Source organism: Novosphingobium sp. (assembly GCF_027531025.1).
GTDB lineage: Bacteria > Pseudomonadota > Alphaproteobacteria > Sphingomonadales > Sphingomonadaceae > Novosphingobium.
Map to the genome: position 1 here is coordinate 164,592 of NZ_JAPZQX010000004.1, position 21,296 is coordinate 185,887.

Annotated in this window: 23 protein-coding genes, 1 tRNA gene and 1 pseudogene; 15 read left to right on the plus strand and 10 right to left on the minus strand. The window is 66.4% G+C overall.

The features are described from left to right. Positions 1–36: 36 nt before the first annotated feature. Together O9281_RS07395 and acs are read left to right on the plus strand one after the other, a co-directional pair. Positions 37–753, plus strand: coding sequence for an energy transducer TonB (locus O9281_RS07395; RefSeq protein WP_298184202.1), 717 nt, complete (start codon positions 37–39; stop codon positions 751–753). A 58-nt stretch (positions 754–811) separates the two neighbouring features. Continuing rightward, complete coding sequence (acs, locus tag O9281_RS07400; protein WP_298184204.1) at positions 812–2,740, plus strand: acetate--CoA ligase; 1,929 nt, start codon at positions 812–814, stop codon at positions 2,738–2,740. Here acs and O9281_RS07405 read toward each other — a convergent pair. The 3 genes from O9281_RS07405 to O9281_RS07415 are packed head-to-tail and all read right to left on the minus strand — an operon-like array spanning position 2,737 to position 4,983. Beyond that, positions 2,737–3,030, minus strand: coding sequence for a polyhydroxyalkanoic acid system family protein (locus O9281_RS07405; protein WP_298184206.1), 294 nt, complete (start codon positions 3,028–3,030; stop codon positions 2,737–2,739). The two genes, acs and O9281_RS07405, sit on opposite strands and share 4 nt — an antisense overlap. Beyond that, complete coding sequence (locus tag O9281_RS07410) at positions 3,030–3,770, minus strand: hypothetical protein (RefSeq protein ID WP_298184208.1); 741 nt, start codon at positions 3,768–3,770, stop codon at positions 3,030–3,032. Before O9281_RS07410 ends, O9281_RS07405 begins: the two co-directional genes overlap by 1 nt. Position 3,771: 1 nt before the next feature. Beyond that, positions 3,772–4,983 (minus strand): toxic anion resistance protein, encoded by a 1,212-nt coding sequence (locus tag O9281_RS07415; protein WP_298184209.1) that lies wholly within the window; start codon positions 4,981–4,983, stop codon positions 3,772–3,774. Positions 4,984–5,179: 196 nt separating this feature from the next. Between O9281_RS07415 and O9281_RS07420 the strand changes: the two genes are divergently transcribed. After that, on the plus strand, positions 5,180–5,911 hold the full coding sequence (locus O9281_RS07420; RefSeq protein ID WP_298184211.1) for a 2OG-Fe(II) oxygenase family protein: 732 nt from the start codon (positions 5,180–5,182) through the stop codon (positions 5,909–5,911). Positions 5,912–5,924: 13 nt separating this feature from the next. Here the strand turns inward: O9281_RS07420 and O9281_RS07425 are convergent, their stop codons facing one another. Beyond that, on the minus strand, positions 5,925–7,049 hold the full coding sequence (locus tag O9281_RS07425) for a diguanylate cyclase (protein ID WP_298184213.1): 1,125 nt from the start codon (positions 7,047–7,049) through the stop codon (positions 5,925–5,927). 109 nt (positions 7,050–7,158) lie between these two features. Then, positions 7,159–8,934: a fatty acyl-AMP ligase gene (locus tag O9281_RS07430; protein ID WP_298184215.1), complete on the minus strand. Its 1,776-nt coding sequence runs from the start codon at positions 8,932–8,934 to the stop codon at positions 7,159–7,161. Positions 8,935–9,066: 132 nt separating this feature from the next. Here O9281_RS07430 and O9281_RS07435 point away from each other — a divergent pair, with 132 nt between their 5' ends. From O9281_RS07435 to O9281_RS07450, 4 genes and pseudogenes are all read left to right on the plus strand, one after another. Next, positions 9,067–9,642, plus strand: coding sequence for a RecX family transcriptional regulator (locus O9281_RS07435; RefSeq protein WP_298184217.1), 576 nt, complete (start codon positions 9,067–9,069; stop codon positions 9,640–9,642). Further along, the gene (locus O9281_RS07440; protein ID WP_298184219.1) at positions 9,639–10,145 is read left to right on the plus strand and encodes a DUF192 domain-containing protein; all 507 of its coding nucleotides are present in this window, start codon (positions 9,639–9,641) and stop codon (positions 10,143–10,145) included. The genes O9281_RS07435 and O9281_RS07440 overlap by 4 nt, the downstream gene beginning before the upstream one ends. 39 nt (positions 10,146–10,184) lie before the next feature. Then, positions 10,185–10,595, plus strand: a complete 411-nt coding sequence (locus tag O9281_RS07445) for an NADH:ubiquinone oxidoreductase subunit NDUFA12 (protein ID WP_298184221.1) — start codon at positions 10,185–10,187, stop codon at positions 10,593–10,595. A gap of 2 nt (positions 10,596–10,597) precedes the next feature. Beyond that, positions 10,598–11,008 (plus strand): annotated as a pseudogene (locus O9281_RS07450) (DUF2155 domain-containing protein); the annotation flags it as partial. A gap of 35 nt (positions 11,009–11,043) precedes the next feature. Here the strand turns inward: O9281_RS07450 and aat are convergent. Next, positions 11,044–11,823, minus strand: a complete 780-nt coding sequence (gene aat, locus O9281_RS07455; protein ID WP_298184223.1) for a leucyl/phenylalanyl-tRNA--protein transferase — start codon at positions 11,821–11,823, stop codon at positions 11,044–11,046. A gap of 88 nt (positions 11,824–11,911) precedes the next feature. Between aat and O9281_RS07460 the strand changes: the two genes are divergently transcribed. From O9281_RS07460 to nusG, 4 genes are all read left to right on the plus strand, one after another. Further along, positions 11,912–11,987 (plus strand) — tRNA-Trp (locus tag O9281_RS07460). A gap of 24 nt (positions 11,988–12,011) precedes the next feature. After that, positions 12,012–13,514, plus strand: a complete 1,503-nt coding sequence (locus tag O9281_RS07465; RefSeq protein ID WP_298184226.1) for a hypothetical protein — start codon at positions 12,012–12,014, stop codon at positions 13,512–13,514. Between the two features lie 123 nt (positions 13,515–13,637). Further along, the gene (gene secE, locus O9281_RS07470; RefSeq protein WP_298184228.1) at positions 13,638–13,832 is read left to right on the plus strand and encodes a preprotein translocase subunit SecE; all 195 of its coding nucleotides are present in this window, start codon (positions 13,638–13,640) and stop codon (positions 13,830–13,832) included. A 39-nt stretch (positions 13,833–13,871) separates the two neighbouring features. After that, entirely contained in the window at positions 13,872–14,408 is a 537-nt protein-coding gene (gene nusG / locus O9281_RS07475) for a transcription termination/antitermination protein NusG (protein ID WP_298184230.1), read from the plus strand. 39 nt (positions 14,409–14,447) lie between these two features. On the opposite strand, the gene O9281_RS07480 is transcribed toward nusG, so the two are convergent. Then, positions 14,448–15,488 carry a retroviral-like aspartic protease family protein gene (locus O9281_RS07480; RefSeq protein WP_298184232.1) on the minus strand — a complete coding sequence of 347 codons (1,041 nt, stop codon included), beginning with the start codon at positions 15,486–15,488 and terminating at the stop codon, positions 14,448–14,450. A 219-nt stretch (positions 15,489–15,707) separates the two neighbouring features. Between O9281_RS07480 and rplK the strand changes: the two genes are divergently transcribed. From rplK to O9281_RS07495, 3 genes are all read left to right on the plus strand, one after another. After that, the gene (rplK, locus tag O9281_RS07485) at positions 15,708–16,139 is read left to right on the plus strand and encodes a 50S ribosomal protein L11 (RefSeq protein WP_147089240.1); all 432 of its coding nucleotides are present in this window, start codon (positions 15,708–15,710) and stop codon (positions 16,137–16,139) included. Between the two features lie 4 nt (positions 16,140–16,143). Beyond that, positions 16,144–16,842, plus strand: coding sequence for a 50S ribosomal protein L1 (gene rplA, locus O9281_RS07490; protein ID WP_298184236.1), 699 nt, complete (start codon positions 16,144–16,146; stop codon positions 16,840–16,842). Positions 16,843–16,940: 98 nt separating this feature from the next. Continuing rightward, positions 16,941–17,321 (plus strand): cupin domain-containing protein, encoded by a 381-nt coding sequence (locus O9281_RS07495; protein WP_298184238.1) that lies wholly within the window; start codon positions 16,941–16,943, stop codon positions 17,319–17,321. On the opposite strand, the gene O9281_RS07500 is transcribed toward O9281_RS07495, so the two are convergent. The 3 genes from O9281_RS07500 to O9281_RS07510 are packed head-to-tail and all read right to left on the minus strand — an operon-like array spanning position 17,318 to position 20,199. Further along, entirely contained in the window at positions 17,318–17,866 is a 549-nt protein-coding gene (locus O9281_RS07500; RefSeq protein ID WP_298184240.1) for a hypothetical protein, read from the minus strand. The genes O9281_RS07495 and O9281_RS07500 overlap by 4 nt on opposite strands. A 10-nt stretch (positions 17,867–17,876) precedes the next feature. Further along, the gene (locus O9281_RS07505; protein WP_298184242.1) at positions 17,877–18,638 is read right to left on the minus strand and encodes a molybdopterin-binding protein; all 762 of its coding nucleotides are present in this window, start codon (positions 18,636–18,638) and stop codon (positions 17,877–17,879) included. A gap of 55 nt (positions 18,639–18,693) precedes the next feature. Then, positions 18,694–20,199 (minus strand): NAD(P)/FAD-dependent oxidoreductase, encoded by a 1,506-nt coding sequence (locus tag O9281_RS07510; RefSeq protein WP_298184244.1) that lies wholly within the window; start codon positions 20,197–20,199, stop codon positions 18,694–18,696. A 107-nt stretch (positions 20,200–20,306) separates the two neighbouring features. Here O9281_RS07510 and O9281_RS07515 point away from each other — a divergent pair, with 107 nt between their 5' ends. Then, complete coding sequence (locus tag O9281_RS07515; RefSeq protein ID WP_298184246.1) at positions 20,307–21,281, plus strand: magnesium and cobalt transport protein CorA; 975 nt, start codon at positions 20,307–20,309, stop codon at positions 21,279–21,281. The last annotated feature ends 15 nt before the right edge of the window (positions 21,282–21,296 follow it).

The window sequence follows — 21,296 nt, forward strand, 5'->3', positions numbered from 1 at the left end:
ATTGCGAGACGTGGGCTTGCCTGCCATAACCGGGTGATGGAGGGGGAACGGGTCAACCTGGGATTGTCGCGGCGCACGCGGATTGCTGTCTCCGGGCTGGTCGCGCTGGTCCTGGTGGCGCTGTTCCTGCTGCTGGTCCGGGCCCTGGCGCCCGATTTCACCGCCCAGGCGGTCAAGACCATCGGGCGGACCCTGTCGGTCACCATCACCACGCCCCCGCCGCCCGAACCGGCAGCCCAGCCCGAACCGGCAGGCGCTGCGGGCGAGGCCGGGAAGCAGGCCACGCCGCGCAAGGTCGCCCTGCCCAAGCCTCCCATCGCGATCGCCAGCGCTCCGGCACCGCAAGCCTCCTCCACCGGCAGCGCCGATACCAGCGGCGCGCGCGATGCCGGGGCGGGGACGGGGGCGGGCGGCGCCGGATCGGGCACCGGGCTTGGCGGCAGTGGCAGCGGCACTGGCGGCGGGGCGAGCAAGCCGGTCCATATTTCCGGCCGGATCGACAAGGCCGATGATTTCCCGATCCCGCCCGGCGGGCGCGAGGCGCGGATCGGCAAGGCGGTGATCCTGGCGCTGACCATCAGCCCCGAAGGCCGGGCCACGGCCTGCCGCGTCTACAAGTCCAGCGGCCTGCCCGAGACCGACGCGGTGACCTGTCGGCTGGCCCAGCAGCGGTTGCGGTTCCGGCCCGCGTTGAACGCCGCGGGCGAGCCGGTGACCGGGACCTTTTACTGGCAGCAGAAATTCTTCTTCTAAGCCGCTTGATCGCGCTGGCGGGCGGCGGCAAGGTCGGCGGCAAAGGAAGAGGAAATCCATGGCCAACACCCATCCCGTCCCCGCCGAATGGGCCGCCCGCGCGCTGATCAATGCGGAGGTCTATGCCGAGAAGTACCGCGCCGCGATTGCGCAGCCGGAAGCGTTCTGGCGCGCGGAATCGGCGCGGATCGACTGGATCAAGCCCTGGACCAGGCTGAACCGGTGCTCCTTTGACGAGGCGGATTTCGGGATCGAGTGGTTCTCCGACGGCACGCTGAACGTCTCGGCCAACTGCCTTGACCGCCACCTGGCGGAGCGCGGTGATGTGACCGCGATCATCTGGGAAGGCGATGATGCCGCCCAGCAGCGCAAGCTGACTTACCGCGAGCTCCACGAGGAAGTCTGCCGCATGGCCAATGCGCTGAAGGCGCTGGGGGCCAGGCGGGGTGACCGGATCACGATCTACATGCCGATGGTGCCCGAAGCAGCGGTGGCCATGCTGGCCTGTTCGCGGATCGGGGCGATCCATTCGGTGGTGTTCGGCGGGTTCAGCCCGGAAGCCCTGGCGGGCCGCATCCAGGATTGCGACAGCTCGATCGTGATCACCGCCGATGCCGGGATGCGCGGCGGCAAGCTGGTGCCGCTGAAGGCCAATGTCGATGCCGCGCTGGGGCAGTGCCCATCGATCGAGGCGGTGCTGGTGGTGCGCCATGTCGGCAACGAGATCGCCATGGAGCCGGGCCGCGATCACTGGTGGCACGATCACCGCGCCGCCGTTTCCGCCGATTGCCCCTACGAGGAAATGGGCGCGGAAGACCCGCTGTTCATCCTCTATACCAGTGGCAGCACCGGCAAGCCCAAGGGCGTGCTCCACACCACCGGCGGCTATCTCACCTGGGCGGCGATGACCCACCAGTACGTGTTCGATTACCGCCCCGGTGAAATCTACTGGTGCGCGGCCGATGTGGGCTGGGTCACCGGGCACAGCTATGTGGTCTACGGCCCGCTCACCAATGGCGCGACCACGGTGATGTTCGAAGGCGTGCCGAATTACCCCACCCACAGCCGGTTCTGGGAAATCGTCGACCGCCACAATGTCGAGATCTTCTATGGCGCTCCCACGGCTCTGCGCGCGCTGATGCGCGAAGGCGATGACTGGGTAACGGCGACCAGCCGCCAGTCGCTGCGCCTGCTGGGTTCGGTCGGTGAGCCGATCAACCCGGAAGCCTGGGAATGGTACTGGCGCGTGGTGGGCGAGGGGCGCTGCCCGATCGTCGACACCTATTGGCAGACCGAAACCGGCGCCTGCATGATGACGCCGCTGCCCGGCGCCCATGCCTTGAAGCCCGGCGCGGCCAGCTTCCCGATGTTCGGGGTGGTGCCACAGATCGTCGATGGCGAGGGCAAGGTGCTGGAAGGCGCGACCGAGGGGAACCTGTGCATCACCCAGTCCTGGCCGGGGCAGATGCGGACCGTCTGGGGCGATCACGAGCGCTTCTTCCAGACCTATTTCACTACCTACCCCGGCAAGTACTTCACCGGCGACGGGTGCAAGCGCGATGCCGATGGCAATTACTGGATCACCGGGCGCGTCGATGACGTGATCAACGTCTCGGGCCACCGGATGGGCACGGCCGAAGTCGAGAGTGCCCTGGTGGCACATCCGAGTGTCGCTGAAGCGGCGGTTGTGGGCATGCCGCATGACATCAAGGGGCAGGGCATCTACGCCTATGTGACGCTCAATGCCGGGATCGAGGCAACCGCGGAAATCCGCACCGAACTGGTCCAGTGGGTGCGCAAGGAAATCGGCCCGATCGCCACGCCGGACGTGATTCACTTCGCCCCGGCCCTGCCCAAGACCCGTTCCGGCAAGATCATGCGCCGCATCCTGCGCAAGATCGCCGAGGGGGATGTCTCGAACCTGGGCGATACCAGCACTCTAGCCGATCCGTCGGTGGTCGACAGCCTGCTGACCAGCGGGCGCTAGCCGAGCAGCTTGCGCCCCTTGGCCTCGACCTGGCCGCGGATCAGCGGTTCGACAAAGGCCAGGGATTCCGGGATTTCGAAGGAGAAGGCGACTTCGCTTTCACCCACCTCGATCTGTCCGGTCAGCGCCTTGCCCATGATCCCCACGGTCAGGTCCATCCGGTCCTCGGTGGGCCAGGCGGTGCTGACCTTGGCAAAGGCCGGAACCATGTCTGCGACCTCGCCCGAACCGGCGCGGATCCGGCGCCGGGCTTCTTCAACGCCCAGCGAATGGGGCACGGCGATCCGCATTACCGGCCTTCGCCTTCCGGCCCGGCGCCGTACTTGTAATCGAGGTAGCGGGTCTTGATCGCCAGGTTGTCGATCGCCCCGCTGGCGAGCTGGCGGGTGACGCTGTCGATCTCGGCGCTGATCTTGCCCAGGCTGTCGACCAGGTGCTGGTCGGGCGATGCACCGCCCTGCGCCTCGCCGCGCAGGTGGCGTGGGATCGAAGTATAGGTGGAAACCAGTTCGGGCAGGTGATCGCCGACCAGCTTGCGCACTTCGACTGCGGCGGGTGCGCGCTCGTCCAGCCCGTCGAGCTGGGTGCCGAGCGCGTCGAGCTGCAGACCGATTGTATCGACCAGCTGCACCGCCGGGGCGGGCAGGGCGGGGCGTTGCTGTTCCAGCCACAGTTCGGTCCGCCCGACCAGCGACTTCACATCGCTGCCGCGCAGCACCTCGCGGGTCGGGGTCTTGAGCTTGGGCACGAAGGCGAAGAACAGCATGGCGGCGACCACTGCCGCCATGGCCAGGATCACGCCGGTGATGCCGATCCCGTCGAGCACGATCCCGGCAGCGACGATGGCGCCGAGAATGGCGGCCACGGTCAAGGCAAAGCCCTTGGCCTTCTTCAGCGCATGTTCCCGCTTCAGCGCGGCCGAACGCCGCCCGATCGACACCGCCCGTCGCCCGCCATGGTCGCGGTTGTTGACCAGCGACTGCTTGGCCTGATGCAGGATCAGGTCAGACTTGTGGGCTTCACCGGCCAAGTCAGCCCTCCAGGCTCAGCAGGCTGGGCGCGTCCGCCGCCTTGGCCGCCTGGGCGGCACCCTCGGCGCGGGCGATGTAACCCTTGGACTTCTCGACCTCGGCAGTGAGGGTGGTGACGGTCTGCTTCATGTTTTCCAGCGCCTTCACCTTGAAGGTGTCGATGTTGTCCATCGTGTCATAGATGTTCTGGAAGGCGCGCTGCAGCGTTTCGAGCGGGATCGTGCTCGATGCCGCCATTTCGTGGATCTTGCCGGTCTGGTCGCGCAGCAGGGTGCCAGTCGAATCGATCAGGCCCGCCGTGGTTTCATTGAGCGCGGTCACCTGTTGCAGCACCAGCCGCTGGTTGGCCATGGCCTGGGCCACGGTCACGGCGGTGCGCAGCGCGGCCACGGTGGTGGTGCTGGCGCGATCGACGCCCTTCACCAGTTCGACGTTGTTCCTCTTGACCAGGTCCAGCGCCAGGTAGCCCTGCACGGTCACTGCCATCTGCGTGAGCAGGTCCTGGGTGCGCTGGCGCACATAGAACAGCGCAGATTCGCGGATCGCCTTGGCCTTGGCCGGGTCGGTCGCGTCAAGGTCGGCGGCCTTTTCCTCCAGCTTGGCGTCGAGCGCGCGGCTGATGTGGATCATCTGCTCCAGCGCGCCCATCGCTTCCCACAGCTTCTGCCGCTCCACGTCGATCGCGGCATTGTCCATCAGCAGTTCGTCCTTGCCGGACGAAAGGTGGCCGAGCACGGCCTGGATGTGGCCCTGTGCGCTTTCATAGGACTGGAAATAGCGCTTCATCGTGTTGCCGAACGGGATGATGCCCAGGATCTTGCGGCCCTTCGACAGCTTGCCCTGCTTGCCGGGGTCCAGCTCTTCCACCGTGCGGCGCAGTTCGGCCAGGTTTGCGCCGACACCGGAATCCTTGTCCATCGCCCGCACCGGCCGGTCGAGGAAACGGTTGCTCATGCCGGCCGCCGCCATGATCTCCTTGCGGCCCATATTGGTGATCTGGTCCACCTTCTTGCCGAATTCGGGCGAATTGGCGTCCGAGGCGAGCAGATCGGCCACGAAGGCATCGACCTTCTGTTCAAGCTTGGACTTGGCATCGTCAGCCAGGGGCACCAGTCCGACGGCCTGGGCCGGGGCAACCACCGGCACCGGATCGGGCGGGGTCAGGGTCAGGGTCGGCGCGGCGGTTTCGGTCGTGGTTGGCGTAGTGGCCATGATCGTTGGTTCCCTGTCTGGGTGCTGGCTGACAAGATGGTGCGCCTTGCGCCGCGATGCAAGCTGTATTGTTCGCATAAGACAGGCTTGGCTGGCTGTCCCAGATCTGGGCAGGCTCGATTCCGGCCAGTTGCCCGATCGTGTTAGTTTAAGTAAATGAATACACTTAACAATGGACCCTTTTGCCGGGTGGTAGATGGATCAATTGAATCGACGGCTGGATTTCTCGCTGCGGATCGCACCTGACGATCTGCCGCGTTTGCGGTCCGAACTTGCTACCTCAGGCCGTGTCCGGATCGAACCCGCGCTGGCCGAGGATGCGGCAGCGGCGCTGGCGCAGGAACTGGCGCAGAGCAGCGAGTGGGCGCTGACCTGGCGACAGGGCTCGGCCGAGCGTGAGCTCGACGCCGCCACCCTGGCCAAGCTTTCGCCGGCTCAATGCGCGGCGCTGGAACAGTTCGCCCGGGCCGGCGATGAGCACACCTTTCGTTTCATGCACGATGCGATCCGCGTCGCGCCCGATCCGTCGAACCGGCAGGCGCGGGGCTGGCTGATCGACCGTCTGGTCGATGGTCTCAACGCCCCCGGAATCCTTGCGCGGGTAACCGAACTGACCGGTGAGCAGGTCCGTTCGTTTCGTGGCGATGCCACCCGCTATCGCACCGGGCATTTCCTGACCACGCACAACGATGGCCGCAAGCATGGCAAGCGCGTCGCAGCACTGGTTATCAACCTGGTTCGCTGGCATATCGACTGGGGCGGGCTGATGCTGTTCCACGATGCGCATGGCGACGCGACTTGCGGGTGGACGCCCCGCTACAACGCAGCGAACCTGTTCCTTGTCCCCCAGGACCACAGCGTTACCTGGGTCAACGCCCTGGCACCGCATCCCCGCATCGCCGTGGCTGGCTGGTTCTACGCCGAATGATCGCCAGCATGGCCTAGGCCGCGACGGTCTGGGCCTCGGGATCGGGGTGGCGCACCGCACTGCGCTTGTTGGCATAGAGCCTGGCATCGGCCAGCTTGAGCAATTCGTCGGGGTCGTATCCGTCGTCGCTTGCCAGGGCCGCGCCGATGCTGGTGGTGACGGTCAGGCTGGCTTCGGGGTAGTCCAGCGGCCGCGCCACGGCCACGGCCACGGTTTCCATCAATGGCATCACATCGCGCCAGGTGCGGCAATCCGGTACCACGATGCAGAACTCGTCACCGCAGACCCGGGCGATCAACGGTGCGGTGGGCGCGGCGGCTTCGAGCCGACGGGCGACATCCATCAGGATGCGGTCTCCGAGGTGGTGGCCATAGCGGTCATTGGCTTCCTTGAACCCGTTCAGATCGAGCATCAGCACGCCAATCGGCTCGCCGCTGGCCAGCAGGTCCTCGAACCCGGCCTCGAAAGCGCGGCGGTCGGCAAGGCCGGTCAGCGGATCGGTGGCAGCCATGCGTGACAGCTCGCGTTGCAATTGCAGGGTGCGGCGCGACTGGCGGAAATTGCTCAGCACGACCCCGCTCTGCATCACCGTCAGCCCGATCGCCATCGCGGCCATCGCCCGCACGCCAAGGTTGTCATAGAGCGCCATCTTGGTCACGATCGGCACCATCGTGCAGACCATCGCCGCAATCGCGGCGCGCGGAACCGACAGCAGGCACGAAGCCGAGATCAGTGCCGAGAGGCCGAGGAATACCGGGGCGACCATGCAGTAATACTGCTCTGTCTCCGAAAAGGCATTGACCCCCCAGGCCCCGTTGACCAGGCCCAGCACCACGCCCACCGCGGTGGCATTGCGCAGCTGCGCACGCGCCCGTTCGGGATCGGTGGCGGTCGGCTGGGCCCAGCGCCAGGCCAGCATCGCCAGCATGGTGGCGATGATTGTCAGCGGCGGGAACAGCTGCTGCCACCAGGGCAGGTCGCCCATAACAGCGGTCGCCATGGCCAGGGTGTTGACGATGATTGCGATGCCTAGCAGCGGCAGCCCCGCATGCAGTTGCGCGGCTTGCCACAGCGCCAGTTCATCGCGTTCTATACGGCTTTCCTCGTACGAGGCCGCGCCGCTGGCCAGCTTGTTCAACCGTCAATCCCCCCAAGGTTCTTAGAACCCTAGGCTATTGCGGCAAAGGGGAAGTTACCGGCATCGTGCGGATCGGGCCGCGCGATGCCGGTCGTATGGTCTGGACCGCTCAGGCGGCCAGCTTGATCGGCGCGATTTCGCCCGCCAGGAACATCCGCTTGGCCTTGGCACGGCTGAGCTTGCCAGAGCTGGTGCGCGGCAGGGTGCGCGGCGGCACCAGCTCGACGATCGCCGGATGGCCCAGGATCGAGCGGACCTTGTCCCGGATCGTATCGTGCAGCTTCTGGCGCTCGACCGGATCGGACACGCGGCAGTGGACCAGCACGGCGACTTCTTCCTCGCCCGTGTCGCTTTCGACCGAGAAGGCGGCAATATCGCCATGGTTGAAGCCCGGCAGCTGTTCCACGGCCCATTCGATGTCCTGGGGCCAGTGGTTCTTGCCGTTGATGATGATCATGTCCTTGGCGCGGCCAACGATGAACAGATAGCCATCGACCATGTAGCCCATGTCGCCGGTATCGAGCCAGCCATCCACCAGGCAGGCGGCGGTCGATTCGGGATCGCGGAAATAGGAGTGCATGACCGACGGGCCCTTGCACCAGACCTTGCCGATATGGTGGTCGGGCAGGTTGTCCCCATTGGCGCCGCGTATCGCCAGTTCCATGTCCTTCACGGCCTTGCCGCAGTTGACGATGGCGCGGTAGCGGGCCGGGCGGCTCAGATCGCGCGGGGTGCCGGACAACCGCTCTTCCTCGACCAGTTCGACGCGGATCCCTTCGCCCGGCGGCATCAGCGTGACCGCCAGGGTCGCTTCGGCGAGGCCGTATGATGGCAGGAAGGCCGAGGCCTTGAACCCGGCCGGGGCAAAGGCGTTGACGAAGTTCTGCATCACGTCGGGGCGGATCATGTCGGCCCCGTTGCCCGCGATCCGCCAGCGCGACAGGTCGAAGCGTTCGGCCACGTTGCTCTGGCTGGAAATGCGGCGGGCGCAGATGTCATAGCCGAAGGTCGGCGAATAGCTGCACGAATGGCCTGGATTGCGGGTGACCAGGTCAAGCCAGGCGAGCGGACGGCGAGCGAAGTCCTCGGTCTTGAGGTAGTCGGCCGAAACCTGGTTGGCGATCATCGACAGGAAGCAGCCGACCAGCCCCATGTCGTGATACCAGGGCAGCCAGCTGATGCAGCGATCTTCCTGGGTGAACTGCATGCCGTGGGCATGGCCACCCAGGTTGTTGAGCAACGCCTCGTGCGTCACCGCCACGCCGTGCGGGAAGCGGGTCGAGCCGCTGGAATACTGCAGATAGCAGATGTCGTCGGGGGCTGCGGCGGGCAGGGTGCAAGCCACGGCGGGCTGGGCGGCGAAATCTTCCCAGGCGATCCCCGCGCATTCCCCGCTGCGGGCATGCTGGCGAGCCGCGGCTGCACCACACATTTCGGCCAGTTCGGCCGGATAGAACAGCACCTTGGGGTCGCTCGATTGCAGCTGGACCGCCAGCTGGTCGATATAGCCTTCCTTGCCGCCGAAGCTGGTCGGCAGCGGCAGCGGCACGGGCCAGGCCCCGGCATAGACCGCGCCGCAGAACAGCGCGGCAAAGTCCGGCCCGGTTTCGGCGATCAGCGCCACCCGGTCACCCTTGCCGATGCCCTGGGCGATCAGGCGATAGGCCATGGCCAGCGCATCGCGGCGCAGTTCGCTGAACGGATAGACCCGGATCAGCGTGCCGCGCGGATCGTGAAAATTCATGCCGCGCTGGCCCTGGGCGGCGTAATCAAGCGCCTCGCCGAAGGTTGCGAAATCGGAACAACGCCGCGGAAGGGCGTCAAAGTTGGGCGTCGGAACCAGCGCCTGCCCTGCTTCACCTGCCTGAATGGCGGCTTCAGTCATCGATATTTCCTGCTGTTGCAATGCGATGCGTCATTTTTCGACGTCATCTCGACCCCAAGTTATCCGGGTGGTTCCCTGAACCCCCACCCACACCCTTTTCCAATTGCGGCACTATGTGGCACGAATAGGGCAATGGCGCCGCAATATCGATCCAGCCGGTCCGGATCCGGGCATGAACAGCGCGAGCGCCGGGCGCCGCGCCCGCTCGATCCCGCCCGGCTCAACGACCTGGCGCTGGCCTATGTTGCCCGGTTTGCCACCTCGGCGGCCAAGCTGGAGGGCTATCTGGCCCGCAAGCTGCGCGAGCGCGGCTGGGAGGGTGAGCGCGAGGCCGATGTGCCCGCGCTGGTCGCCCACTTCGTCGCGGCCGGTTATGTCGATGATGCGGCCTTTGCCCGGGCCAAGGCGGGCAGCATGAACCGGCGCGGACTGGGCGGGCGACGGATCGACCAGGCGCTGGGCGCGGCCGGGATCGCCGCCCCGCTGCGCGAGGAAGTGCGGCCCGAGCCGCGCGAGGCCCGGCAGGCGGTCTTCGCGCTGGCCCGCAAGCGGCGGCTGGGACCGTTCGGCGCGCCCCCGGCCGATCGCGCCGCGCGCGAGAAGCAGGTGGCCGTGCTGCTGCGGGCGGGACATCGGCTGGACATGGCCCGCGAAGTGGTGGAAGCACAGACAATCGAGGCACTTGAGCAATGGGTGGAGGACGCATGACGGGCAAGATCTGGGCTGGCAAAGGCTGGACCGGCAGGGTCTGGCTGGGTTTGGCGGTGGCCTTGCTGGCGGCCTGTTCACCCGGTGCCGGCGGCGCGGCTCCGGCGCCAACGCCGACTGTTCACCCCGAATCCGGGCTGAAGGTCATCCCGCTCACGGTCACTTCGGCCAGCGGTACGCACCGCTTCAGGGTGGAAGTGGCCGCGACTTCGGCCGAGCAGGCGCGCGGGCTGATGTTCCGCACCCGGCTGGGGCCGGACGAGGGTATGATCTTCCCGATGAACCCGCCGCGCGGGGCCAGCTTCTGGATGAAGAACACGGTGATCCCGCTCGACCTGATCTTCATCGCCCCCGATGGGCGGATCAGCAACATCGCCGCTCAGGCGATCCCTTATGACCTGTCGCCGCTCACCTCGATTGGCCCGGTCAAGGGCGTGCTCGAGCTGGCCGGTGGTCGTGCGGCGGAACTGGGCATTGCGCCGGGGGACAAGGTTGCATGGTGAGCCTTGCCCCGCGCGGCCGGTGCGGCTAACGCGCGGGTCATGGGAATCCTTGGCAAGATCTTCACCTGGTGGGACGGCGCGACGATCGGCACGCTGTTCAATTCCGCGCTGACCGGCGTACATGTCGGCAACGATGCGCAGGGCAACAAGTATTACCGCGCGAAGAAGGTCCGCAAGAGCGGGCCTTTCGCGGGGACCGAGCGCCGCTGGGTGATCTACAACGGCAACAACGATGCCAGCCGCGTTCCGGCCGAATGGCATGGCTGGCTGCACCATTCCTATGATGGCGTGCCCGAAAGCCACCTGCCGCCGCCGCGCATCTGGGAGGTCGATTTCACCCCCAACGCCACCGGCACGGTTCAGGCCTATCGCCCGGCTGGCGCGCTGGAGCGGGGCGGCAATCGCGCCGCCGCCACCGGGGACTACGAGGCCTGGAGCCCGGACGCCTGATCATGCGGGCTGCGCGCAAGTCGCGGGCAATCGCCCTGGGCGCGGTCCTGCTGCTGGCGGCCTGCAACGGCGGCTACGATCCCGATGCCGCCGCCACCGACATTCCCGATGCCGTGGCCGGACAGGCCGGTGCGCCTGCGGTCGAAAGCGAATTTGGCACCCCGGTGAAGGACCGGGTGGCCACCATCGGCCTCCTCAACAAGCGCAACAACATCGCGCAGGATATCCAGCTCAAGTCGGGTGAGGCGCGGCGGTTCGGCAATGTCGTGCTGCGCGTCCAGACCTGCGAGCGCACCCTGCCGTGGGAGCGCCCGGCCGAGGTTGGCGCCTTCGTCCAGGTCTATGTCGAGGAGCGGGCCGATGCCGACAGCCAGCTGGCCTGGCGCACGGTGTTTTCCGGCTGGCTGTTCAAGAACGCGCCCTCGGTGAACGTGGTCGAGCACCCGGTCTACGATGTCTGGGTCAAGGATTGCGCGATGAAGTTCCCAGGCGAGGAGGAAAGTCCCGTCCCGGCCGCTGCCGCCAGCACGGCGGCAAAGCCCGCGGGCAATGCCAGTGCAGCTCCCGCTCCCGCAGCGTCGCCTGCGGCAACGCCCGCAGCTCCTGCGCCGAAGGCCGCCCCGTCGCCTTCGGTCGGGCTCTGAGCCGCCTGCAACTGGGCCAGGTATTCGGCCTGGCTGATCTCGATCGCGCCCAGCGAGGCCAGGTGGCTGGTCATGAACTGGCAATCGAGCAGCCTGGCCCCGGCCGTCCGCAGCGCGACCACCAGCCAGGCCAGGGCCACTTTTGAGGCATCGGGCACCCGGCTGAACATCGATTCGCCGCAGAACACCCGGTCAAAGCCGACCCCGTAAAGCCCGCCGACCAGTACCCCGTCCTGCCAGCATTCGATCGAATGGGCCTGTCCGCGCTCATGCAGTGTGCGATAGCTCGCCTCGATCCGGGCGCTGATCCAGGTTTCCCCGGCATCGCGGCGCGGCCAGGCGCAGGCTTCCATCACCGCGCCGAACGCGCGGTTGCAGGTTACCGCGAATCGCCCGCGCCGCAGGGTTCGGGCCAGTGAGCGGCTGCAGTTGAAGCCATCCAGCGGCAGGATCGCGCGCCGCCGCGGTTCGACCCAGAAGATCTCGGGATCGTCGCGGGCATCGGCCATCGGGAAGATGCCGCTGCGATAGGCCAGCATCAGCAATTCGGGTTCGATGATCGATGGCGGCACGGGTGCGTGCATGGCGCGATGATAGCAAGCTGACGGCAAAAGGGGGAGGACAAGTTCCTTGCCATCCGTCGCTGGCTCCCCTAAGGGCCTCCCCGCCCGCAGGAGTGTAGCTCAGTTGGTAGAGCATCGGTCTCCAAAACCGAGGGCCGCGGGTTCGAATCCTGCCACTCCTGCCACTTCCCTCAGCCGTGACCGAGCCGATGACCGCCGAACCCCCCTTCGAGCAGTTCCATGCGCGTGGCCCCGGCCTGCTGGCCCGGCTGGCGCAGGCGCCGGCCCCGCGCGAGGGACTGTGGCTGGCGATCATGCTGACCCTGCTGGCCTGCTTGCCGGTGCTGGTGGCGCGCTACCCGCAGATGGTGGACTATCCCGCGCACCTCGCGCGCTACTACGTGATGCTGGAACAGGGCAGCAGCGCCTTCCTGCAGCGCTATTACACCTTTGAATGGAAATGGAGCGGCAATGTCGGGGCAGATCTGCTGATCCAGCCGCTGGCCGCGCTGTTCGGGCTGGAACTGGCCGGGCGGATCATCGTCGGCCTGATCCCGCTCTTGACCGGCCTGGGGATCGTGGCGGTCGAGTGGGCGCTGCGCCGCCGGGTTGGCGTGGGATCGCTGCTGGCGCTGTGCTTCATCTGGTCTCCCGCGCTGATTCTGGGCTTCCTCAATTTCGGCCTGGCTCAGGCTGCTGCGCTGTTCGCCTTTGCCGGGTGGGTCCGGCTGGAAGGCAAGCGCTGGCGGCCGATGGTGTTCCTGCCGGCGGGCCTGGTGGTCTGGGCGCTGCACGTCTCGGGCTGGGGCATGCTGGGGATCATGGTCTTCGGCTATGAATGGCACCGCCGTCGCAACCTGTCCGCCGTGCTCGCCCCCTGGCCGCTGTTCCTGCCCTTTGCCGCCCTGCTGTTCGGTGGCGGGACCAAGGGCCTGCCCAGCTATGGCCCGGCGGTGGAAGTGTTCAAATGGGCGATCTGGAAGCAGGCGATGCGCGATTCGATCGAGTGGCTGGACTATGCCAGCGCGATCGGGATCGGCGCGATCCTGGCCGGATCGCTGGCTTTCCGCCGGATCGACGGGCGGCTTGGCTGGGCCATGGCGATCATGCTGATCGGCTCGCTGGCCATGCCGCGCCATATCTTCGGCGGTGATTTTGCCGATGCGCGGCTGATCTATTCGGGCCTGCTGATCGGCTGTCTGGCCCTGACCTGGCAGGCGCCGCGCTGGCTGTTGTGGCTCGCCCCCGCGCTGTTCCTGGTGCGGGTGGGGGTGACGACGGACGACTGGCGCAAGGGTTCGGCCGAGACCGAGCGCCTGCTCGCGGCGGTCGATCTGCTGCCGCAGGGCGCGCGGGTGGCCAACCTGGTCGTCACACCAAGGGGTGTGTGGGGCTTTAACAGCCAGGAGCACATCGGCGGCTATGCCGTGCTGCGCAAGGACGTGCTGATCAACGCGCACTTCGCGGTTCCGGGCATCCACATGATTCGCCTCAACGAGGGCGGACCCAATTTCCGCGACCCCCGCCAGCGCCTGTTGTGGCGGGTCGGGCAGCCGATCGACCTGAGCCAGTGGGACCAGGCGCGGGGCATGGACTGGCTGTGGTTTGTCGGCCCGCGCGAGCCCGATGCCCTGCCGCCGGGAGCAGAGGTGATCTATCGCGCGCCGGGAACGCTGGTGGCACGGCTTGCAAAACCGCCGCGCGATAGCTAAGTGCGGCGGTGTCTTCCGACATAGGAGAACACATCGCCCCTCCCGGCCACCGCGGCCGGGGCGGCGATGAGCCCTTGGCGAAAGACACGTAACGGCAACTTCAACAGGACAGGGCAGGCAGCCATGGCCAAGATCAATCCCGGCGAATTCATGCGCCAGGTTCAGGCGGAAGCCCGCAAGGTGGTATGGCCCACCCGGCAGGAAACCACGACCACCGCGATCTTCGTGGGAATCATGATGGTGCTGCTGGCGCTCTTCTTCCTTGGTGTCGACACCGTGTTCGGCGCCATCGTGAAGTGGTTGCTGTCGCTGGCCTGATCGCCGGCGCGTTGAACTTTAGAGATTACGGGAAGAACCATGGCTCGCTGGTACATCATCCACGCCTATTCGGGTTTCGAGAACAAGGTCCGCGATTCGATCCTGTCCGAGGCTGATCGCAAGGGCCTGTCGCAACTGGTCGAGGCGGTGGAAGTGCCGCACGAAACCGTCACCGAGGTGAAGCGCGGCAAGAAGGTCCAGGTCGAGCGCAAGACCATGCCGGGCTATGTCCTGGCCAAGCTGGCGCTGAACGACGACGTCTATCACCTCGTCAAGAACACCGCCAAGGTCACCGGTTTCCTCGGCCCCAACGGCAAGCCGCAGCCGATTTCCGACCGCGAGGCCGCCCGCTATTTCGGCGCCCGCGATGCCGCCGCAGCCGAGCCCAAGAAGCACGTTTCGGTCGATTACGAGATCGGCGATTCGGTCAAGGTGCTGGACGGTCCGTTCAATTCGTTCACCGGCGTGGTGGAAGAGCTCGATTTCGACAAGAACCGCGTCAAGGTCTCGGTCTCGATCTTCGGTCGCGCCACCCCGGTCGAGCTGGACTTCGAGCACGTCGAACTGGTCAAGTAAGGCAGCCGCCAGTCGGCCTGCCTGAGTGCGGGTCTGCGGTCAGTGGCCGCAGACCACGCGATTTTCCTTTTCCGCCGCGATGCGGCTGGTCGTTCGCACCGTCGCGATCAGGATCCCCTGACGATCGCAGCTGCGCAGCTGGAACCGCACCTTGCGGGCGCGGAAGTCCAGGCTGACCTTGCGAAAGTTTTCCATCAGGTCGGTCCCGAGCAGCAGCGAAGGGCGATCCTGCATGCCAAACACTGCGAAGGGCGGGATATCGGCAAAGGCGATCGGGATATTGTTCACGATCACCCCGCCGATCCGCAATTCGTTCACCACTGCCATTTCCAGCGTCAGCGCCTTGCCGGTCACGCCGATCACCTCGATCTTCTGAAACTCGCGCAGGCGGCGGCGGGCAATCGCGTTGCGCAGCGCCATGTTGCCGATGGTGATTTCGGAGCCGGTATCGATCACCGCTTCCAGCGGCAGGCCATTGGCCTTGACCTGGGTCAGGATCAGCTGGCCGCGCTTCAGCCGCGCGGTCACCACGATCTCGCCATCGAGGCGCGGGGCCGGCTTGCGGGCATCGTCCACGCTGATCCGGCGCTTGTCGAAGTCCAGCATCAGCCGCTGCTCGACCAGGGCGTCCAGTCCGATCATGCCGGTTGCGCCCAGATCGCGCTCATCCAGCCGGGGCAGTTCCAGGTCGCGAAAGATCCCGCTGCCCAATTGCAGCGAATCGACCATCACCCGGTCGACCGTGCGGGATTCGGTAATCCCGTTGAGCAGCACCGGGCGCCCCGGTGCCAGATTGAGCGCGCTGGCCAGGCGCGAACCGATCACCGAGGTATCGGCCCCGCTATCGACCACGAAACGGTAAGGCCCGGTGCCGTTGACGCCCACCTCAACCGTCATGCGCGAGCGCAGCTTGCGCGCGGCAATCTCCTCCCCGCCGATCACCAGCGTATCGTCGATCACGGCCGGCTTGAGCGCCGGCATGCGTGCCGGCGGCTCGGCCGGCTTGCGATCGCGCGCCAGGCCGCCGCTGCCGACCAGCAGCAGCCCCAGCACGGTGGCGGCAAGAACACCTCTCCTCATCGCGCCACTCATAGGCTTATCGCGTGCCCCTTGCACAGCCTGCGGGATGATCGGTGCATCGCCGCAAGGCTTGCATTTGCCGGCACATTCGCCTAGGCGCGCGCCTTCGCTTGGCTCTCGGCCGGGTGATTCCGTGCGGGAGGGGCATTTCGGTGCCCTGCTTGACCGCTAACTCTGCGGCCTGGCTTGCTAGGCCAACAGGAAGAAAGGAGGCCCATCGTGGCCAAGAAGATTGAAGGCTATATCAAGCTGCAGGTGCCGGCCGGCAAGGCCACGCCCTCTCCGCCGATCGGTCCGGCCCTGGGCCAGCGCGGCGTGAACATCATGGAATTCTGCAAGGCGTTCAACGCCGCCACGCAGGACCTTGAGCCCGCCATGCCGATCCCGACCATCATCACGGTCTACGCCGATCGCAGCTTCACGTTCGTCACCAAGACCCCGCCTGCCACCTTCCTGATCAAGAAGGCGATCAACCTGAAGTCGGGCTCGAAGGAGCCGGGCAAGGTTTCCGCCGGAACGATCAAGCGCTCGCAGCTGGCCGAGATTGCCCAGGTCAAGATGGCCGATCTCAACGCCAACGACATCGAAGCGGCAACGAAGATCATTGAAGGCTCCGCTCGCGCGATGGGCCTGCAGGTCGTGGAGGGCTAAGGACATGGCACAGACCAAGAAGCAGAAGATGCTGGCCGAAAAGCTGGGTGACAACCAGGCTGTTCACAGCTTCGACGCGGCGCTCAAGCTGCTGCGCAAACTCAAGACCACCAAGTTTGACGAGACGCTGGAAGTTTCGCTGAACCTCGGCGTCGATCCGCGCCATGCCGACCAGATGGTCCGTGGCATGGTCGTGCTGCCCTCGGGCACCGGCAAGGACGTCAAAGTTGCGGTCTTCGCCCGCGGCGACAAGGCCGAAGCGGCGCTGGCCGCCGGGGCTGACAAGGTCGGCGCCGAAGACCTGCTGGAAGACATGCAGAACGGCAACCTCGACTATGGCCGCGTGATCGCCACGCCGGACATGATGGGTCTGGTTGGCCGCCTCGGCAAGGTGCTGGGTCCCAAGGGCCTGATGCCGAACCCGAAGCTGGGCACCGTCACTCCGAACGTCGCCGAAGCGGTCAAGGCTGCCAAGGGCGGCCAGATCGAATTCCGCGTCGAAAAGGCCGGGATCATCCACGGCGGCATCGGCAAGATGAGCTTCAGCGACGATGCGCTGAAGGCCAACTTCGACGCTTTCGTCGATGCCGTGGTCAAGGCCAAGCCCTCGGGCGCCAAGGGCAAGTACGTCCGCAAGGTCGGTCTGTCCTCGTCGATGGGTCCGGGCCTCAAGCTCGACGTCGCGCAGGTCCACGCCGGCTAAGCCAGCGCACCTTCCGCACAGCATTCGTGGGCCGGGAAGGGAAACCTTTCCGGCCCCTCTGCTTTGTGCCACCCTGCCGGGCGAAGGGAGCCGAACTCATGCGCCTTGCAATCCCGGTCCTCGCGCTGGCTGCCACTGCCGCGGCCGCTCCGCCAGCCAGCGCCCCGCAGACCCACGCCCAGATCGACGTACCCCGCGCCCGCGCCCAGCAGGTGATCGTGCAAAGCCGCGCCTTTCCGCCGGGTGGCGAAAGCGGCTGGCATGTCCACCCGGGTACCGAGATCGCCTATATCACCTCGGGCCGACTGGAATTGCAGGTCAAGGGCAAGACCACGGTGCTGGAACCGGGGGACAGCTTCACCATGCCGCGCGGCGTGCCGCACAACGGTGTCAACCGGGGCACTGAGGCCGCGAAAGTGGTGATCACGCTGGTGGTCGACAAAGGGGTCGCGCCCCGCCAGCCGGCCAAGGCGCCTTAATCGCGGCCGAGATTGGCCTCGGTATAGCATTCCACCACCAGCGCGAGGCCCTGCCCGTCGGGCAGGCGCAGCAGCGCGCGGTGGGTGGAGATGGCCCCCGCCGGGCAGGCCGGATCGCCGCGCCGGGCCGAAGCGAGCGGCTGGCGGGTGAAGTTGAGGCTGGCGGCGACCCGGCCGAACGGCACGTCGGTTTCCGCCAGTTGCCGGTTCATCTCCGCCGTCAGCCGGGCCGGCACGAACCAGTTGTGAGCCTGGCTCAGCACCTTTTCGCCGCAGACCAGCTGCACATGACGGTACCCAAGCGGCTCGGTCAGCGTCACTCCAAGGGTGGCGCGCAGGCCCTCGAGCGGCACGGCATCGGCACCGCGCACGAAGCGGGCCCTGATCTGGGCGGGATCGGCGATCCCGCGCGCCTCGCACCACTGGCGCAGCGCTTCGGTGGCGCTGGCATGGGCCGCCAGGTTCGCCTCGAACGCGTCGAGCGCCGGATCGGCTGCGGTGTGCGCACAGCCGGACAGGGTCAGCGAACCGACAGCCAGGGTCATTGCGGCCAGCCTAGATCCCACCCGGCACTGCCTCGCGGCCGGTGGCCACCAGCCCGGCGCTGAGCGCGGCGGCGCAGGTTTCGAGCAGGTCCGGATCAGTCGCGCGGATCACGAAATTGGCGCCGACGCGCCCTTCGCGGAAGAAGGGATAGGAGCCGATCGCCACGCCCTCGTGATCCTTCTCGGTCTTGCGCAGCAGGTCGGCAATCTCGCTTTCGGGCACCCAGCAGCCAACCGTGGCGGACAGCACCGGCAGCCCGCCTTCGAGCGTGCCGGTCAGCGCATCGAGCATACCCGCGGTAATCGCGGGGACGCCGGCCATGATGAAGATGTTGCCGATCTTTATCCCCGGGGCGCCGCTCATCCGGTTGGGGATCAGGTCGGCCCCGTCCGGCACCCGGGCCATGCGCAGCCGCGCCTCGTTCAGCCCGCCGCGCGTGGCGTAATAGCCATCCAGGATCGCGCGGGCTTCGGGGTGGATCACCACGCCCACGCCCAGCGCGGCGGCGATTGCATCCACCGTGATATCGTCATGAGTCGGGCCGATCCCGCCGGTGGTGAACAGGTAATCGTTGCGCGCGCGCAGGATGTTCACCGCCTCGACAATCGCCGCCTCGTCGTCGGCGACAACCCGCACTTCCTTCAGCCGGATGCCCTGGACGTTGAGCCAGGCGGCCACCTGGGCCACGTTCTTGTCCTGCGTGCGGCCAGAGAGAATCTCGTCGCCAATGACGAGCAGGGCGGCGGTCCAGGTGCGGGAAGTGTCTGCCATGCGCGGCGGGTTAGGCGAAAGCCGCCCGCCGCGCAATCAGGGCTTTAGACCCCAGCTAGGCTTCAACCGTTTCGCGCACCCGGCGGAATTCCATCACGCCATCGTCAAGCGGGGCCTGACGCATGTCCATGCGGTCCTTGCGGTATTCCTGGTTGAGTCGCCACGGCAGGTTGGGTGCGTTCTTGGGCAGCAGGTCCTTGCTGCGCTGGAAATAGCCCGACGAGAAATCGCTGAAGATGTCTTCCGGTTCCGGCTCTTCGCCCTCGCGCAGGACCGGCACCGCGACCTGGGCCTTGATCGCGTCGAGCTGCGTGATCAGCCGGGTCACGAATTCGCCCACGATGTCCACCCGCAGGGTCCAGCTGGCGTTGACGTAACCGAACACCGAGGCAAGGTTGGGCACGTTCGAGAACATGCAGTTGCGGTAGTAATAGCGCTGCGAGAAATCGACCGGCTGGCCATCGACCGCCACGGCGATCTTGCCGGCCACCGCCAGCTTGAGGCCGGTGGCGGTGACGATGATATCGGCATCGAGATGGTGGCCCGACTTGAGCAGGATCCCGGTCTTATCGAACTTCTCGATATGGTCGGTCACCACGCTGGCCTTGCCCTGGTTGATCGCCTCGAAGAAATCGGCATCGGGCACCAGGCACAGCCGCTGTTCCCACGGGTTGTAGGGCGGGGTGAAATCGGCCGCGTTGTAATTCTCGCCCAGGTTTTCCTGCAGCTGCCTGGTCAGGAAGTCCTTGACCCGTTCGGGCTGGCTCCGCGCGCGCTTGAACACCAGGTCCTGCATGAAGATGTTCTTGGCCCGCGTGATCGCATAGGCCAGCTTTTCAGGCAGGAACTTGCGCAGCGTATTGGCGAAGCGGTCCTTGGCCGGGCGGCTGACCATCCAGGTCGGTGTGCGCTGGAGCATGGTGACATGGCCGGCCCCCGAATGGGCCATGGCGGGAACGATCGTGACCGCCGTGGCGCCCGATCCGATCACCACCACCTTCTTGCCCTGGTAATCGAGGTCATCCGGCCAGAACTGCGGATGGATCACCTGGCCCTTGAAGTCCTTCCGGCCGGGGAACTTCGCATCGTAGGGATCGTCATAGTCGTAATAGCCAGCGCCCAGGAACAGGAACCGGGTCAGGATGCGGCCCTGCCGGCCATTCTTGTCCTCGGTCACCACGGTCCAGCGGGCAGTGGTGCTGTCCCAATCGGCGCTGATCACCTTCTGGCCGAACCGCATCGCCGGGCGCAGGCCGAATTCATCGGTGATATCGTTCAGGTATTCGAGGATCGCCGGGGCATCGGCGATCGACTTTTCGTGCTTCCACGGGGCGAAGGAGAAGCCCAGCGTGTGCATGTCGCTGTCCGAACGGATGCCGGGATAACGGAACAGGTCCCAGGTGCCGCCCAGCTGGTCGCGCCGTTCGAGAATCGCAAAGCGCTTGCCGGGGCAATCCTTGACCAGGTGCACGGCCATGCCGATCCCGGAAATGCCTGCCCCCACGATCAGGAAATCAAGCACTTCCTCACCTGCGGCGGTAATCGGCGAAATCGCGTTCATTCGTCTGGTCTCCCACCAGGTATTGACATAGGTGTCAGTATTAACTGCCCGCTTAACTCAAGCCGGGCGGGATTGCCAGCATCATGCTGCTTTGGCACAGCTTGGCAATGCCCATCGTCGCTTCCCGCCGCTATGCCGCCGGCCGCATTGCCGAGGCCGTCCTGCCGCTCGACGGGCAACCGAGGGACACATTGCCGCCGGGCAGCTTTGACTGGATCGGGCTGCACGCCCCCGATGCGGCGGAGATGGCGCTGCTCCAGGCCCAGTTCGGCCTGCACCCGCTGGCGGTGGAAGATGCCCTGAACCCGATGCAGATGCCCAAGGTCGAGGCCTATGGGCAGCAGCTGTTCATCGTGGCGCGCACGGCCGTGTTCGATGTGGGGGAGAAGATCGAATACGGCCAGACCGCGCTGTTCCTAGGGGCGGACTTCCTCGTGACCGTGCGCTTCGGTTCGGAACGCGCCCATTCGGCGCTGCGGGCCCGACTGGAAAGCGATGCCGAGCGGCTTGCCGAAGGGCCCGACTATGTCGCCCACTCGATCCTCGATTTTGTCGTCGATGGCTATCAGCCGATCCTCGAAAAGCTGGAAATGGCGGTCCAGACGATTGAGGAGCGGGCGATCGACGCCTTCCCCGAACCCTCCACGATCCGGCGGATCTTTCGCCTGCGCCGCCAGCTGCGCCGCTTCGTGCGGATCGTCGGACCGATGGAAGAGGTCTGCGAACGCCTGGCCACCACCGAAGTGCCATGCATCGATGCGGGCGCGCGGGTCTGGTACCGGGATGTGCTGGATCACATGCGCCGCACCCTGCGGCGGATCGCGGGGCTGAACGAGACCCTGGCCAGCGTGGTGGAAACCGCCAGCCTGCTGGAACAGCACCGCCAGGGCACGATGACCCGGCAACTGGCCGCCTGGGCCGCGATCCTGGCCGTGCCGACCGCGATTGCCGGGATCTATGGCATGAACTTCGAATACATGCCCGAACTGCGCCAGCCCTGGGGCTATCCGGCAGTCCTGATCCTGATCGCCGGGATTTGCGGCGGGCTGTGGTTGCGGTTCCGGAAGATCGGCTGGCTGTGACGCCGGCCTGTTCTG